Below are 15,562 nucleotides of genomic sequence, written 5' to 3'. Positions count from 1 at the left end.
AGTTCGTCTAGGTCGAGAAGATCTTGCTGAATGGACATAAAAAAATCCGATGTCATGGTCTGACATCGGATTTTCCAGATACTGCTCAGATGAGTAAATGGCTTAAGTGAACAGCATTAGCCTGATGAGGGCTACTTTTTATGGGTGTCGGATCGGTTGGATCAGATCAACTGCCAATCTTGCCTTCCAGTTCTTCCAAGTGGCGAATAATACGATCGTTGTAACTGATCACCAGGAAAGGAACATCCATTTCGTGTTGACGAGTAATGGAATTGCGCAGGAAACGCCACTTGCTGTTGATGTTGTCCATCAGAATATGAGTGGAGCGCTGATAGGCCACGGCCTTGAGATCTGCCAGTCGGAATTCAAAATCCGAAGTCATCTTCTGCATGGTGCGCTTGTATTCACCCAGATAAACCTCGGAGTCATCCATAGCGGCCGACGCTGCATATTGGGTGGTCATTTCCTGCAACAGCATGGCCATATCACGGACTTTTTCTATCGCCGGGTTGGTATCGTTGACACCGGCAACCTGATGGTAGGCCGATGAAATACGAGTAACCAGCGCGTTGTTGAGGCGACCCAGCTCGTCAACCATCTGAACGCTGGGAAAACCCTGGTTTTCAACCAGATTGCGGTTGCTGTTCAGAGACTGGGTAAAGCTCAGCCACTCTTGCTCAATATCGTTCAAGTGACTGATCAGCTCTTGGCTGGCAACGTTTTCCCGTGCCTGGGTTAGTGAGGCATTAAACGATTCCATATTGGCATTCATACGGCGACCGTACTTGCTGTCACCATCCAGGCCGGTATACATAAAAAAGTCAGTCATCACACCAATAGAGGCAAGGCGCATATGCTGTAGCTGGATCATCAGCTCATTGGCGGCCGCATGGGAGGAGACGGATGTCAGCAGGAGTGCCAGGGCAAGGCCTAGCGATTGGAGATATCTAGTCATCATGACCTCAGTCTTTTTATGATTATTTTTATGGTCTTCAGCAGTACCGTCGGTCTGATGATGAGAATAATGCTCTCAAAAGACAGGCTTGACGCATCGCTGCAAGTAAAGCGGGTTCGAACAATACTACGGTATCTGCTAGCAAATGTCGCGATCTCGTACGTTGGTAGTAGAACGCTTTGATACGAAAAGTAACTTTATTGAAGCAGATATTCAACTTGGCTCGTCTGGGTGTATTTTCTGTTCGCATCATTGCCGATTCTGTCCGTGCTTTTGTTGAGACCTGCTGTATGGCCACCAAGGCGTAACCGCAACCGTCATAGACGCGAACAGTCAGTGACCTGTTTGGTGTTGAGTCAGTGTTGTGGCTCTGCTGTGAAGGTCTAATCTTGCTATTGACTTTATTCTTGGATTCAACGAAGGTTGCCATAGAATTCAAACGATCGTATTAATCGGATGTTTGAAATGGCTGTGCCGCATTATGACCAATCAGAGCATGATGCAAACGCACGAACAATGGATCGGATTGTCAACAGGCAGTCCTTACGCTAACCACCACTTGGAGATCAGTTGATGATTTACGAAGGTAAAGCCATCACGGTCAGCATGATCGAAGGTGACATCGCCGAACTCAGGTTCGACCTGCAAGGCGAGTCCGTCAACAAATTCAACCGTGCCACGCTGGAAGAATTACAGGCTGCCACTGTTGCGATTGCAGCCAATGATGCAGTCAAGGGCGTGCTGCTAACGTCTGGCAAAGACTCGTTTATCGTAGGTGCCGATATCACCGAATTCGGCAGTTATTTTGCCGGCCCTGAAGAGACGATCGTTGAGTGGTTGGGCTATGCCAACAGTGTATTTTCGGCACTTGAAGACTTGCCAGTACCGACCTTGTCAGTGATCAACGGTGTTGCGTTGGGGGGTGGTATGGAGCTGGTGCTGTCCACCGATATTCGGGTGATGGCAGACAGTGCAAAAATTGGTCTGCCGGAAGTCAAACTGGGCATTATGCCTGGCTTCGGCGGCACCGTGCGCTTGCCGCGTGTGATTGGTGCCGACAACGCGATCGAATGGATTTGCATGGGCAACGAGCAGAAAGCCGACAAGGCGCTGGCCGACGGTGCCGTGGATGCAGTATTCAGTGCTGACACACTGCGCCCACAGGCGCTTGAAATGCTCAAATCTGCAATTGCTGGTGCCATCAACTGGCAGCAACGCCGGGCTGAAAAAACCGCCAAGCTGACGCTGAACACCATGGAATCGATGATGGTGTTCGAAACGGCCAAGGGCTTTGTGATGGGGCAGACCAAGGGTCATTACCCGGCGCCGATCACCGCCATCAAAACGATGCAAAAGCATTGCTCCATGAGCCGCGACAAAGCGCTGGTAGTGGAATCCAAAGGCTTTGCAACGCTGGCTAAAACCACTGAAAGCCAGGCATTGATCGGTTTGTTCCTGAACGATCAGCTGCTGAAAAAGAAAGCCAAGGAATACGACAAGATCGCCAAGCCAACCAACATGGCAGCGGTGTTGGGTGCCGGTATCATGGGCGGTGGAATTGCCTACCAGAGCGCCTATAAAGGCACGCCGATCCTGATGAAAGACATCAACGAAGCCGGTATTGAGCTGGGCCTGAACGAGGCTAACAAGCTGCTTTCCCGTCGCGTCGAAAAAGGCAAAATGACGGCTCTGAAAATGGGCGAATCACTGAACCGTATTCGCCCAACCCTGAGCTACGGCGACTTCGGCGCTGTGAATACCGTGGTAGAAGCGGTGGTTGAAAACCCGAACGTCAAAAAAGCCGTTCTGGCGGAACTGGAAGACAAGGTCAGCGACGATACCATCGTCACTTCCAACACCTCGACCATTTCTATTGACCTGCTTGCGGCAGACCTCAAGCGGCCGCAAAACTTCCTCGGCATGCACTTCTTTAACCCGGTACATATGATGCCGCTGGTGGAAGTGATTCGTGGATCAAAAACCTCTGCTGAAGCGGTTGCGACCGTCGTTGCCTACGCCAAAAAAATGGGCAAGACCCCGATTGTCGTCAACGATTGCCCCGGTTTTCTGGTGAACCGGGTTTTGTTCCCGTATTTCGCCGGTTTTGCGGCTCTGGTACGGGATGGTGCTGATTTCCAGAAAATCGACAAGGTGATGGAAAAGTTCGGTTTCCCAATGGGCCCTGCTTACCTGCTGGACGTCGTTGGTATTGATACCGGTGTTCACGCCAACGAGGTGATGGCAGCAGGCTTCCCGGATCGCATGAAAGCCGATTACAAAACTTCCATGGAAGTGATGTTTGAAAACCATCGTTATGGCCAGAAGAACGGTGTTGGTTTCTACAAATACGAAACCGACAAGAAAGGCAAACCGAAAAAAGTCGTTGATGAGCAAGCCTATGAGCTGATCAAACCGGTTGTGGCTGCTGCGACTGAGTTTGACGCCGACGAGATAATTGCCCGCTGTATGATTCCGATGTGTATCGAGGTTGCCCGCTGTCTGGAAGAAGGCATTGTGGATACGGCAGCAGAAGCGGATATGGGCCTGATCTTCGGTATTGGTTTCCCGCCATTCCGTGGTGGAGCCTGTCGTTACATGGATACTGTTGGCCTGTCCAGCTTTGTTGCCCTGTGCGACACATTTGCTCATCTGGGCAAACTGTATGAGCCGACTGACCGGATGCGTGTTATGGCCGCCAATGGTGAATCCTACTTCCCGGCAGCAGCCAACGCCGCCGTCACGACAGACAGTGCGGAATAAGCGCGAACCTGGAGAAATTTATGACAACCCTGAATCCCAAAGACGTTGTAGTGATCGACGCGGTTCGTACGCCCATGGGCCGTTCCCGTGGTGGCGCTTTCCGTCATGTCCGTGCAGAAACCCTGTCCGCCACGATTATCGACGCGCTGTTTGAACGTAACCCGGATGTCCCGCCCAAGCTGGTGGAAGACATCATCTGGGGCTGTGTGAATCAGACCAAAGAGCAAGGCTTTAACGTTGCTCGTCAAATTGGTCTGCTGACCAAAGTTCCCAAAGAAGCCGGTGCGCAAACTGTTAACCGCCTGTGTGGTTCTGCCATGAGCGCCATTCACACCGCTGCCCAGGCCATTATGACCGGCAACGGTGATGTGTTTGTGGTGGGTGGTGTAGAGCATATGGGCCACGTAGAAATGACCCATGGCTTTGATCATAATCCGGCATCGTCCAAGCACTTTGCTAAGGCCTCCAACATGATGGGGCTGACCGCAGAAATGCTCGGCAAGATGCATGGCATCAGTCGTGATCAGCAGGATGCCTTTGCGGTGCGGTCGCATCAACGTGCCCACCAGGCAACGCTGGATGGCAAGTTCAAGAATGAAATCGTCCCGATGTATGGCCACGATGCGGATGGCAAACAGGTGCTGATCAGTGAAGATGAAACCATTCGCCCGGAAACCACGTTACAGACCCTGGGTGCCTTGCGTCCGGCATTTGATCCCAAGAGTGGTACGGTGACGGCGGGTACGTCTTCCCAGATCACTGACGGCGCTGCTGCGATGTTGTTGATGAGTGCTGAAAAAGCCGAAGAGCTGGGCCTCAAGCCGCGTGCTCGTATCGTTTCCATGGCGGTTGCCGGTGTAGATGCGGCGATTATGGGTTACGGCCCGGTGCCAGCGACCAAAAAAGCCTTGAAGCGTGCCGGTCTGGAAACCAGCGATATTGATTACTGGGAATTGAACGAAGCCTTTGCGGCCCAGTCACTCCCTTGTATCAAGGATCTGAAGCTGACCGAAATTGCTGAAAATCGTATCAATATCCATGGCGGTGCGATTGCTCTGGGTCACCCGCTGGGGTGTTCCGGTGCCCGTATTTCCACCACTCTGATCAACGTGCTTGAGCAGGAAGGTGGACGCTATGGCGTCTCGACCATGTGTATTGGTTTGGGCCAGGGTATCGCCACCGTGTGGGAACGCCTCTGATTATCGTCAAGTATTCAATGCATCAACAGCCTGTCTGGGCTCGACCGTCTGTTGTTGCAAAGAATGGAAAAAGCCCGCAGCGATAACCGCTGCGGGCTTTTTTTGTTTAGCGGCCAGGGTGAGATGGCGGGCTACTGGATGACCACTCGGGCATTCAGAGGTTGAATCGGACGGCTGTTTTCACCGATCAAACGTGTGAAGACGACAATTTGATCAGCAGAGGCTTCAATCGGGGTTTTCAGTACAAACCAGCTGACGCCTTCAGTACAGGGTGGGGTCGTCAGGGAGCCGTTGTATTGTATGTAATCCAGGGATTCGGGCAGCAATTTTGATATGTCCAGCCTGTTGTCCAATTCCTTTTTCTCACCAGACAGGGGAAGGTCGCCCCAGACTTTGGCCAATTCCTTATTTTCTTCACCGGCCTGGAGCATGATGGCCAGTACCGCCAGCCGACCTTCCGGAGTGGCATGGACAAGATGCATGGCCATGGGATACGACTTGCCTTCGATACGGTTTTCAGCCGGCGTGTGGAAATGGAACTGAATCAGGTTAAAGCTGCGAGAACCCACATTCAAGGTATTGCCAGCGGCGTAATTCACCTGCACCGTGTGACCGTTGTTGAGGATTTCCTTACCGCCGGGATGGTAATTCAAGACCAGAGGTATCTGATCGGCTGCGATCATCTCGGTCAGATTCAATGGCGACTGGTTCAGGCCACTGCCGCAGCTTGTATAGTCTGCAGATAGGGTGGCCCAATGCTCGGGGCCATCGTCACCCTCGTAACTCCAGTGTGGTGATGGATTGGCGCTGGCAATCAGGCTATTCAGGGTGAGTGCACTGATCAGGATCAGGGCAGACTTTTTAATCATGGGTTAGCTCTTTCTCTGCTGGCCAGGTGATGAATCAAACCTGGGGTTACTTATGGACTGTGCTCGTTGCTGTTGTTCGTATAGGGGACATCGCTGGCTTGCTCTGTCTGTAGTTACCGAACCGCAGATCAAACCGGCTGAAAAATACAGTGACTGGGTGGCGATCTACGCATGAGATACCAGGTTGACAGGAAGGTTGCATAACGTCGGCCTGATTGGAACGGCCCCTTCGGGTTGGGTGACTCTTGCACACCAGGCGCAGGTGGGTGTGTGCTTCCGCGTTGTTATAGAACCAGGCGAACAATGCCGCTCAAGCGACCGGCATTGATCACCGGTAAACAAAGTACCGGGGCGGGCAGATTCTGACTGGCCAGCTGGGGGACACCACTGAGCCAGACTTTGCCAAGCTGACCTTCTCCGCGCTCAATCTGATCCCCATCATAGCGCTGGTGGAGATCTGAGCCATCAATGGCAAAGCCATCGTGGAATTTCAGCTGGTTGTCATCTGGCAGCCAGACTTCATATTGGCTGGCGATAGGCGTACCCAGTGTGGATAACAGGCAAACCACATGGCTATTCTTGTGATTATCGATATACGGCAAAGCAAGACCGGTTGCGAGCCCGTATTCTTCGGCGGAATGAGCACGGATAAAGCGGTGACGATTCGCCAGATTCTGTAGTAGCAGTGGCTGATCCAGCTGCCATGCCTTGCCTGGCAGACTTTCTCCCTGTTGGATGGTCATATTGCGAGATATGGCGGCAAATTGCTCCAGTAGACCGTAATAACCCTCCATCAGGTTTAACTGCTGTGGGCTTTGGGTATCATTTTGCCAGATTTCGACAGCGCCACTGGCGGTTCCGGGGTTACCACAAAAGAGCACCACAACCGCTTGAAGAAAATCACCGGCAAAGATCGGAATTGCAAGACCTGAGTCTATTCCGGTATCAGAAATAAAATTGCTGCGTTTGAAGCGGTCACTTCTGAGATCAGACCAGAGAACCGGGTGGCCACATTGCCAGGCACTACCAGGTAAGCCCTCGCCATAACCAAAGGTCATGGTCGCACTGATTTCGGCAAAATGGCCCAGTTCTCCGTAGTAACTGGCTGACGCGAGTAAATGACTGGAGCGGTCAGACTCCGTATGGTTGGGTACCCAAATCTCTGCTGCTTTTGTAAACGCATTCATCGATATCTCCCTGATAAGCGACAGAGTCATCGCTGTGATAATGTTCAGCGTGTTTCGGCAGCCTTCTGAAGCTGTTGCCATGGATCGAGTAGTGTTAAGTGGCAGCGTTACTGTTCGTCTTCAGTGCTCCGTGACTATTTTATTATTGCTCTGGTTGTTGCTCTGGTTGTTGCTCGGGCTTGTTATTGGTTGCGGCCATTCTGCTCTGCGCATGTAACATACCCAGAGCCATGCCCCAAGCTTAGGGTACTTGTACCTGTCGCTGCAGCATGAATCTAGCGAAGCAAGATGATTTTCAGAGATAGTCCAGCAATGATGTCACTATGGCCATATTGCCAATAAAGTTAATAATAAGTGAGCATATGATGGTGGTTCAGACCGCACTGGTATTACTGGCTTTTGCAGCCAATTCTCTTTTATGCCGCTGGGCTTTGAGGGAATACAGTTTTGATTCCGAAAGCTTTACGATCATCCGTCTGGTGGCGGGTGCGGTGGTATTGAGTGTGTTGCTGTGGTATCAGAATATCCGCTTGGGGAGCCGCAATCGTGTCTGCCCGAACAGCCGGCGCTTCTGGTTACTGGGGCTGGGGTTATTTGTTTATGCGTCGGCATTTTCCATGGCGTATGTCAGTCTGGATACCGGTGTCGGGGCTTTCGTATTGTTCGCCACAGTACAGCTTGGGTTGCAATGGGTAAATATCTGGCGCGGCGCACGGCCTGGAGCCTGGCAACTGGTGGGGATGTTGGTCTCGATTACCGGGCTGGCCTTGCTGCTGCTGCCTGGCAGTGCACTGTCTTCCTGGTGGGCAGTGCTGTTAATGGTCACGGCTGCACTCGGTTGGACTGGTTTTGTGGTGCTGGGCCAGGGTTCGTCAACACCTTTGGCAGATGTGCAAGCTGCCTTTGTCGCCGCTAGTCTGCTGTCGATACTATTAATACCTTTTACAGCTGAACCCGAGTGGTCGAATTGGCAGCCTTTACTGCTTGCTGTGATATCGGGTGCCATAGCCTCAGGGTTGGGTTACTTTGGCTGGTATCGGGTTTTGCCCTGGCTGGGGATCCATCGTGCTGCTCAGGTACAGCTATTGGTGCCGGGGCTGGCAGTATTGATGGGGGCGCTGGTGTTATCCGAGCGTTTAACAACCTTGATGTTACTGGCCATGGGGCTGATTGTGGCCGGTGTTTTGATTGCGATTCGGGCGCGCCGATCCGTTGATACCTGAACCAGGCCTCACACATCGGTGCCGATCCAGACAACCCGACCGATAATTTCCAGCTGGTTCATGTCGTTTTGTTCCAGTAATACGTCGTTGTAGTGCTTGTTGTCCGACAGTAGCCAGACCCCTTGTCCCGGTACTCTCTGGATGCGTTTGATCATTTCGAAATTTTCTTCCCGCAAGGCATAGAGGCGACCATCCAGAAGCGACCTGTTCTGGGTGTCGATCAGCACCAGGCTGCCGTCGGGAATGGTCGGATTCATACTGTCGCCCCTGGCCGTCAGTATCACCAGAGACTGGTCGTTCAGACCTCGCTGTTTGACCCAGTGGCTCGGCAGTGCAAATTCCGGACTCGCTGTCCGGGTTTGGCAATGCTGGTGAGAGGCGGTATAGCACGGGATCGATTTCAGCTTGCTGTCGTTGACAGACAAGGTGTCATATTGATCCGCATGCATCAGCCCTTCACCGGATACCGCCCATTCAATAGAAACGTTCGCTGCCTTGGCCATGGCGACCAGAGGCTCAACGGTTGTCGCACTGGCACCCTTGATGCAACGATAGAGTTGTGATTCCGAGATACCTGCGGCATCGGCGAGTTTTTTCTTGCTGCCGACCAGGTCGGCCATCGCAGCAATTCGTTGTCCCAGACTGGTCAAAAAATCCATCGATGTTTTATTTTCACTGTCGGTCGGTGCGCTATTCATGTTGTCGCTGCTGGTTAGGTATGCAAAACCGCTTGTGTGTCTCACTCGGAGTGTTGGCGTCACACATATATGCTTGTATCTGTTGACTTGGTTGCATATGTGTCAATATGCTCCGCACATCTCTGAGAGACCGACGAGAGGTTGCTGGGTATTTGCGGGCAAACAGTTACGAGTCCATACAAAAGGCGACCGTTTTTATACTGTCAGTGTATTTCCAGCAGGCAGTATAAAAACACAAAGTTGATTTTGCATTAGTAAAAATTGGTACTTTTGCCTGAGAAAATGGGTTTGAACTATAGATTTTGCCCATTAAAGGGTCATATCGGCTGTGAGTGTCTCTTGACGCGCAGCAAGATGTTCCCAAATCAGTACCGCAGTGGAACTGGTTGGAGAAAATGAAAAATGGCGTTCAGATAGTATGCTTGATGCTTTCCGCGTTGCCATATGGTCTGGCAAACTTGCTGGCGATGAACTCAGCGCAAGCGAGCTGAGCGGCGGTTCTATTCAAATGACTGCCAGAGTTTTACTCTTGTTGCAGCTACGGGCACGGTTTGTTTTTGCTGCCTCCGCGTTTTCCGGTTTTGTTAATGTTCATCTGTTCCACCCTGTTGTATTGAAGATATTGCGTTAATCGCGGATGTCTGGCCTCTATTGAGAGGATCGTTGTAAGAAGGTGAGGTCGATCCAACAGGCTTTCAGACGCCAGGATTGTCATCTCACGGATGTAAGGACGTCATGGCAGACAACTGCGAGGCATCTTCCGTTTTTAGAGCTAGCGGTTTGTGATATTTGTCAGTGGAACCATGATTACCGATAATTTGTTGACTGAAACGTGATTGAAATCAACGCTGTTGAGCTTTGGCAGGTTGATCGTTTCAAGTCATATGTACGCTTTAGAGGAACTGATTATGGCGTTTGTCGTCGCCGAAAGTCTTGCAGAACAAATAGCCAACCACCTTGCAGATCGCATTATTCAGGGTGATCTGGTGAATAATGAACGTATTCAGGAAGCCCGTATCGTCAGTGAATTGCAAGTCAGTCGTGGCTCTGTACGTGAAGCACTGTTGATTCTGGAGCGTCGCCACCTGGTGACTATTCAGCCGCGCCGTGGTGCCTATGTGACTGAATTGAATGCTGACCGGGTACGCAGCCTTTATCGCCTGTACGGTAATCTGCTTGAAATGCTGGCCGAAAAGCTGGCCTGGAGCTGGAAAGAAGAAGACAAGAAAAAGCTGGAGTTGCTGGTCAACAAGCTGCGTAACACGGCCGCTGTACATGATCACCATCTTTTTATCGAAGCCAATTTTGAACTGATTTCCAGTGCTGCCGTCGCCGCTGGTAATGAGTATTTGAAAACCGCACTCGACAATCTGCAACCTCCCTTGCATCGTGCGCTGGCATTGGCATTACGCAAAAACCTTGGCGAAATGGACGAAACCAGCCTGTTTGTTACTCGCCTGATCGAATGCACACTCAGCGACCAAAATGATGAGATACCGGCGTTGGTCAATGAGTATTGCAAACGTCATTGCTCGCTGGTGGTTCAGGCAATCGAAGCCAACACACTGAAAGAGTCTGTGTAACATACCCGAAGTGGCCGTAGCCCGCCGGGTTAGCCACTTCAGATCAACACCGCTATCATAGCGGGCTGTCGTCTCCAGCCCACCGGATTCCTATGCGCCTGAAGGCCATCAAACTCTCTGGCTTCAAATCTTTTGTTGACACGACCACTGTCAGCTTTAATACCAACATGACTGGTATCGTTGGCCCCAATGGTTGTGGCAAGTCCAACACCATTGATGCCGTCCGCTGGGTGATGGGGGAAAGCTCGGCCAAATACCTGCGCGGCGACGCCATGACGGACGTCATTTTTAATGGATCTTCCGAGCGCAAACCGGTTGGCAAGGCCAGCGTCGATCTGGTGTTTGACAACAGTGATCAGACCTTAAGGGGCGAGTACGCCGCCTACACCGAAATCAGCGTACGCCGTCAGGTTACCCGAGATGGCCAGTCCACCTACTTTCTGAATGGCAGCCGCTGCCGTCGCAAGGATATTACCGACCTGTTTCTTGGCACCGGCCTGGGGCCGCGTTCCTATGCCATTATCGAACAGGGCATGATTTCCCGCCTGATTGAGGCCAAACCAGAAGAGCTGCGGGTGTACGTCGAAGAGGCCGCAGGTATCTCTCGCTACAAGGATCGTCGTCGCGAGACCGAGAACCGCATGCGACGCACGTTGGAAAATCTTGAACGTCTGCAAGACATCCGCGATGAACTCACGCGCCAGCTCGGTCATTTACAACGTCAGGCCGAAGCGGCTGAAAAGTACAAGGCGCTGAAAGCCGAAGAGCGGCAAAAGAAGGCTCAGCTGCAAGCCCTGAAATGGCAGCAGCTGGATCAGGACTATCGTAAACGGGAGTTGTTCATTACAGAACTGGACACCCGTTTTGAAAAACACCGCTCTGAACAAGTCAGGATTGACGCGGATTCCGAAGCGCTGCGGCTGTTACAGAGTGAAGACCATGAGCGGTTCCAGGCTGTTCAGGGTCGCTTTTACGAAGTTGGTGCTCGAATTGCCCGACAAGAACAAAAGATAGAACACCAGTCGCAAATGTCGCTGGAGCTGGATCGTAATCTGGCGGAAGCCGAACGGCAGCTGGAAGCCTGTCAGATTGCCCTGGAAGCCGACCAGCAGCAGCTGGATAACCTCGAAGCCGAGCGACTGCAACAGGAGCCAGAACAGGAACTGCTGGCAGAATTATTACTCCAGGCCAAAGACCAGCTTGATGATGCCGAACGCGAACAATCCCGCTGGCAGGATGACTGGCAGCAGTTTACCCAGCGTGCCGGTGAGCCCGCCCGGCAAGCGGACGTCGCGCACACACGCATTCAATCCCTCGACCAGCAGTTGCTGCGATTGCAACAACAGATACACAAGTTGCAAGGTGAGCAACAGCAGTTGCAAAACAACCCCGAACTCGACGAAATCCAGTTACTGCAAGAGGAAGCCGCCGAATATGAACTGCAAGCGGAAGAACAGCAGCAACGTGTCGACAGCAGCCGGGAGCAGGCCGAACGAGTCCGTGCCGATATCGAGCAACAGCGGCAACAGGTGGAAACCGGTCGGCAGCAGCTGAACCTGCTCAGTAACCGCAAGGCCACGCTGGAAGCCCTGCAAAAAGCGGCGCTGGGGCAAAGCAGTGATGCCATGGCACGTTGGCTCGAAAGCCGACAATTGTCACGCAAACCCCGTTTGGCAGAACGACTGCAGGTTGAAAGTGGCTGGGAAACCGCCGTGGAAGCGGTATTAGGCGACTACCTGCAGGCGCTGGTGATCGATAATCTGGACATGGCCAGCCAATGGCTGGACAGCTTGCAGGAAGGCAACCTGGTGCTCTGGTCGGGTCTCGAACTACCGCCGTCAGATTCTCCGCTCGCGTCTGACTCATTGTTACAACGGCTGCAATCTCCCTACCAACTGGGCGATTTACTGGCTCCGGTTCGAACCATTGGTTCACTCGATCAGGCGCTGGCCCGGCGGCAGGAGTTGGCTCCGGGTGAAAGCTGGATGACGCCCGATGCGGTACGGGTGGGTCGTGACTGGTTACGAGTGCAACGCCAGGCGGAAAGTCAGGGCAGTGTACTGGGCCGCCAGCAGGAACTGGAATTACTGCTGGAACAATGGGACCAGCTCGATATGGATGTTGAAGATTGGGAAGCAGAATACGAAGCGGCACGTATGCGCCTGCACGGACTGGAGCAGCAACGCGACGCCGCCCAGCGTGAATGGCAACAAGTGAACAGCCAACTGATGACCTTACAGGCCCAGCTTTCAGCCCATCAGGCACGAGCAGAACAGTTTGCGCAACGCAGCCAGCGTATCGACGATGATCTGGCTGAAGCTCGTGAACAGCAGGCGTTATTACAGCAAGAGCTGGAAGAAACCCGTATGCAATGGCAGCAAGCCAGTGATGCCATAGAACTGTACGGCGATGAACGAGATCAGCTGCTGTTGCAGCGGGACAGTAAGCAACAGCAACTGGACGATGCCCGTACAGTGTTACAGCAGCGGCAGCAGGGAGCCCATCAGGCAGAACTGGGCCAGCGTGAGCTGGATAGCCGCATTCAGGGGCTGAACACCGCCATCCAGCGATTAAGCGTCCAGCTGGAACAGTGGCGCAGTCGAAAACAGACTATACTGTCAAGCCAGAAACAGGATCACAGTATTGATCTGACGCACTTGAAAGAAGAATTGCAGCAACTATTGGAACAGCGTCAGCAAGCCGAACAGCAGGTACAGGAAGCTCGTTCCCGCTTGGAAGGTTCAGAGACTGGCTTGCGTCAGCTGGAACAACAACGTAGCCAGGCGGAACAGCAAGCACTGGATGTACGTAACCAGCTTGAAGCGGTACGAATGGAATGCCAGGCACTGGATATACGTCGTCAGGCACTGATTGAACAACTGCAGGAAGAGAAACTCACCCTGAAAGAAGTACTGGATAACATGCCAGATGAAGCGGATCCCGAGCAGTGGCAGCAAGATCTGGCTGATCTTGGCGAACGTATTCGCCGGCTCGGCAATATCAACCTGGCAGCGATTGATGAATACCGCCTGCAATCCGAGCGCAAGACATATCTGGATGCCCAGAACAACGACCTGGAAACCGCGCTGGCGACACTTGAAAGCGCAATCCATAAAATTGACCGGGAGACCCGTACCCGCTTTAAAGAGACCTTTGATAAAATCAATAACGGACTGGCAGAGCTGTTTCCCAAAGTCTTTGGTGGTGGTCATGCCTGGCTGGATCTGACCGATGACGATTTGCTGAATACCGGTGTCGCCATTATGGCGCGCCCTCCGGGCAAGAAAAACAGCACCATTCACCTGTTGTCTGGTGGTGAGAAAGCATTAACGGCCATTGCCCTGGTGTTTTCCATCTTCCAGTTGAATCCGGCACCGTTTTGCATGCTCGATGAAGTGGATGCACCACTGGATGATGCCAATGTCGGACGTTATGCCAAACTGGTAAAAGCGATGTCAGGCAAGGTGCAGTTTATTTTTATTACCCACAACAAAATTGCGATGGAAATGGCATCCCGGCTGCTGGGAGTCACCATGCAGGAACCGGGCGTATCAAGACTGGTCTCCGTTGATGTAGAGGCAGCCACAGAAATGATCGAACAGTAGCGATAATCTGGGAATAGAACCGGAAGCATAACGGGCAGCCTACAACGGGTTGTATGAGACATCAGATCCAGTTGCCCGACAAAACACCAACGATGAGGACGTTATGGAATTGACCTGGAAAACGGTCATGATATTGCTGGGTTTACTGGCAGTCGTGATTATTGTAGTGGATGGCATACGACGTATGAAACGTGCTCGCGCCATGGCACTGAAGCTGGATATCAGCAAAGATTTCAAATTTCCGGAAGGTAACCACAACCCGGAATTACCCGGTGGCCGTTTTCGGGTTGTCGGTAATCCGGCAGCAGCGGAGGCAGACGCAGACGCCCGCGTCAGTGCACCAGATACGGATACCCGGCTTGATGGATTTGCAAATACAGCAGATGGCGCGCCTGACTTGATATCAGAGGACGATCGTAGCGCCTTGAATGAGCAACGTCATGCTGCAGAGCATCCTCTGATGGAGAGCGGAGCTGGCGACGAGTCGCTCAGCGAGTCGGTCAGTGATAGCGATGAGCGGTCAGCACCCCGCAGTGAAGCATTTCATGCACTCGAACCCGATGGCCCCGAATCCGATGAGCAGGCCCTGCAGCAAAATCTCCATAGTTGGCTGAATGCTCGCAGCCGTGAGCTGGAGGAAACATCCGCAGATCAGGCTCCTGCCGCCATTATTCCGAAAGCCCGGCCAGTCAATCTGGATGAAGCCGTGCCGCTGTTGATGACGGTAGAAGCGTTGGGCGAACGCAATGTCATTATCGAACCGGAGTTGCACGTTGAGGTGCAGGATACCGCTGACGAGCAACCGCTGACGGCAAAGGACGACGAAGCAGACCCACTGCTGGCCGATGCAAACTGTCAAGAGAGCGGTCAAGCGGGTGAGCAAGAGACCATCCACCTGGAAGATGAAATTGCCCAGCAGGAAGAGCAGGGCGTTGATCAGGGCAGTGAGTTGATTATCTATGCCGGGGACGATGCTGAACAACTGTCCACCCGTGCGGCGGCAGAGGTGGTACTGGTGATTCATGCCCGCGCCCGCGATGAAACCGGATTTTCAGGCCGTTCTCTCTTACACCTGTTTGATGGTTGCGATTTACGTTACGGCCAGGAACAAATCTTTCATCGATTTGAAGATGCAGATGGCAAGGGGCCAATCCAGTTTTCAGTCGCTCAAACCTATGAACCCGGTGTTTTTAGCCCGGCTAGCATGGAAGATGAGCACTTTTCCGGGTTGACGTTCTTTTTAAGCTTGCCGGGAGCAAAGCGTCCGTTAGAGGCTTATCAGGCGATGTCTGAAATGGCTCGGCTGTTGGCAGACCATCTCAACGCCGAGCTCAAGGATGCGACTCACAGTACCTTCACCAAACAAACGGTCGAGCATGATCGTCAGCAAATTCTCGAATATGAACGTCGGCAAGCCTTGCTGGCGAAAAAACAGGCTGCGGGCAAGCGACGTTAACTTCGTTGCCCGCTTATTGCCGAACAA

The 15,562-nt window shown here is 52.5% G+C and carries 11 protein-coding genes; 7 read left to right on the top strand and 4 right to left on the bottom strand.

Annotation, left to right across the window (positions count from 1 at the left end):
- Window positions 1–166: 166 nt before the first annotated feature.
- The gene (locus tag WG929_RS18530) at window positions 167–958 is read right to left on the bottom strand and encodes a hypothetical protein (RefSeq protein WP_416207259.1); all 792 of its coding nucleotides are present in this window, start codon (window positions 956–958) and stop codon (window positions 167–169) included.
- 570 nt (window positions 959–1,528) lie between these two features.
- Between WG929_RS18530 and fadB the strand changes: the two genes are divergently transcribed.
- Window positions 1,529–3,715 carry a fatty acid oxidation complex subunit alpha FadB gene (fadB, locus tag WG929_RS18525; protein ID WP_416207258.1) on the top strand — a complete coding sequence of 729 codons (2,187 nt, stop codon included), beginning with the start codon at window positions 1,529–1,531 and terminating at the stop codon, window positions 3,713–3,715.
- Between the two features lie 20 nt (window positions 3,716–3,735).
- Window positions 3,736–4,914 (top strand): acetyl-CoA C-acyltransferase FadA, encoded by a 1,179-nt coding sequence (gene fadA, locus WG929_RS18520; RefSeq protein ID WP_416207257.1) that lies wholly within the window; start codon window positions 3,736–3,738, stop codon window positions 4,912–4,914.
- 131 nt (window positions 4,915–5,045) lie between these two features.
- Here fadA and WG929_RS18515 read toward each other — a convergent pair whose 3' ends face one another.
- Window positions 5,046–5,783: a carbonic anhydrase gene (locus tag WG929_RS18515; protein WP_416207256.1), complete on the bottom strand. Its 738-nt coding sequence runs from the start codon at window positions 5,781–5,783 to the stop codon at window positions 5,046–5,048.
- 284 nt (window positions 5,784–6,067) lie between these two features.
- Window positions 6,068–6,970: a GAF domain-containing protein gene (locus WG929_RS18510; RefSeq protein ID WP_416207255.1), complete on the bottom strand. Its 903-nt coding sequence runs from the start codon at window positions 6,968–6,970 to the stop codon at window positions 6,068–6,070.
- A 362-nt stretch (window positions 6,971–7,332) separates the two neighbouring features.
- Here WG929_RS18510 and WG929_RS18505 point away from each other — a divergent pair, with 362 nt between their 5' ends.
- Window positions 7,333–8,193, top strand: a complete 861-nt coding sequence (locus tag WG929_RS18505; protein WP_416207254.1) for a DMT family transporter — start codon at window positions 7,333–7,335, stop codon at window positions 8,191–8,193.
- An 8-nt stretch (window positions 8,194–8,201) separates the two neighbouring features.
- Here the strand turns inward: WG929_RS18505 and WG929_RS18500 are convergent, their stop codons facing one another.
- A complete protein-coding gene (locus tag WG929_RS18500) occupies window positions 8,202–8,891 on the bottom strand; it encodes a LexA family transcriptional regulator (RefSeq protein WP_416207253.1) in 690 nt (229 codons plus the stop codon).
- A 376-nt stretch (window positions 8,892–9,267) separates the two neighbouring features.
- Here WG929_RS18500 and WG929_RS18495 point away from each other — a divergent pair, with 376 nt between their 5' ends.
- From WG929_RS18495 to WG929_RS18480, 4 genes are all read left to right on the top strand, one after another.
- Complete coding sequence (locus WG929_RS18495) at window positions 9,268–9,522, top strand: hypothetical protein (protein ID WP_369854776.1); 255 nt, start codon at window positions 9,268–9,270, stop codon at window positions 9,520–9,522.
- 277 nt (window positions 9,523–9,799) lie between these two features.
- Window positions 9,800–10,474: a GntR family transcriptional regulator gene (locus tag WG929_RS18490; protein WP_369854775.1), complete on the top strand. Its 675-nt coding sequence runs from the start codon at window positions 9,800–9,802 to the stop codon at window positions 10,472–10,474.
- A gap of 92 nt (window positions 10,475–10,566) precedes the next feature.
- A complete protein-coding gene (gene smc, locus WG929_RS18485) occupies window positions 10,567–14,079 on the top strand; it encodes a chromosome segregation protein SMC (RefSeq protein ID WP_416207252.1) in 3,513 nt (1,170 codons plus the stop codon).
- A 103-nt stretch (window positions 14,080–14,182) separates the two neighbouring features.
- The gene (locus WG929_RS18480) at window positions 14,183–15,535 is read left to right on the top strand and encodes a cell division protein ZipA (protein WP_416207251.1); all 1,353 of its coding nucleotides are present in this window, start codon (window positions 14,183–14,185) and stop codon (window positions 15,533–15,535) included.
- Window positions 15,536–15,562: the final 27 nt, after the last annotated feature.

The organism is Oceanobacter antarcticus (genome assembly GCF_044962685.1).
Taxonomy (GTDB): Bacteria; Pseudomonadota; Gammaproteobacteria; order Pseudomonadales; family Oceanobacteraceae; genus Oceanobacter; species Oceanobacter antarcticus.
The sequence above is the reverse complement of the archived record's forward strand: the minus strand, read 5'-3'. Positions and strand labels throughout refer to the sequence as shown.

Excerpts from the sequence above, each read along its gene's own strand:
- fadB (WP_416207258.1), top strand. The coding sequence starts at position 1,529 with ATGATTTACGAAGGTAAAGCCATCACGGTCAGCATGATCGAAGGTGAC.
- WG929_RS18505 (WP_416207254.1), top strand. The coding sequence starts at position 7,333 with ATGATGGTGGTTCAGACCGCACTGGTATTACTGGCTTTTGCAGCCAAT.
- WG929_RS18515 (WP_416207256.1), bottom strand. The coding sequence starts at position 5,783 with ATGATTAAAAAGTCTGCCCTGATCCTGATCAGTGCACTCACCCTGAAT.
- WG929_RS18500 (WP_416207253.1), bottom strand. The coding sequence starts at position 8,891 with ATGAATAGCGCACCGACCGACAGTGAAAATAAAACATCGATGGATTTT.
- WG929_RS18480 (WP_416207251.1), top strand. The coding sequence starts at position 14,183 with ATGGAATTGACCTGGAAAACGGTCATGATATTGCTGGGTTTACTGGCA.
- smc (WP_416207252.1), top strand. The coding sequence starts at position 10,567 with ATGCGCCTGAAGGCCATCAAACTCTCTGGCTTCAAATCTTTTGTTGAC.
- WG929_RS18510 (WP_416207255.1), bottom strand. The coding sequence starts at position 6,970 with ATGAATGCGTTTACAAAAGCAGCAGAGATTTGGGTACCCAACCATACG.
- WG929_RS18490 (WP_369854775.1), top strand. The coding sequence starts at position 9,800 with ATGGCGTTTGTCGTCGCCGAAAGTCTTGCAGAACAAATAGCCAACCAC.
- fadA (WP_416207257.1), top strand. The coding sequence starts at position 3,736 with ATGACAACCCTGAATCCCAAAGACGTTGTAGTGATCGACGCGGTTCGT.
- WG929_RS18530 (WP_416207259.1), bottom strand. The coding sequence starts at position 958 with ATGATGACTAGATATCTCCAATCGCTAGGCCTTGCCCTGGCACTCCTG.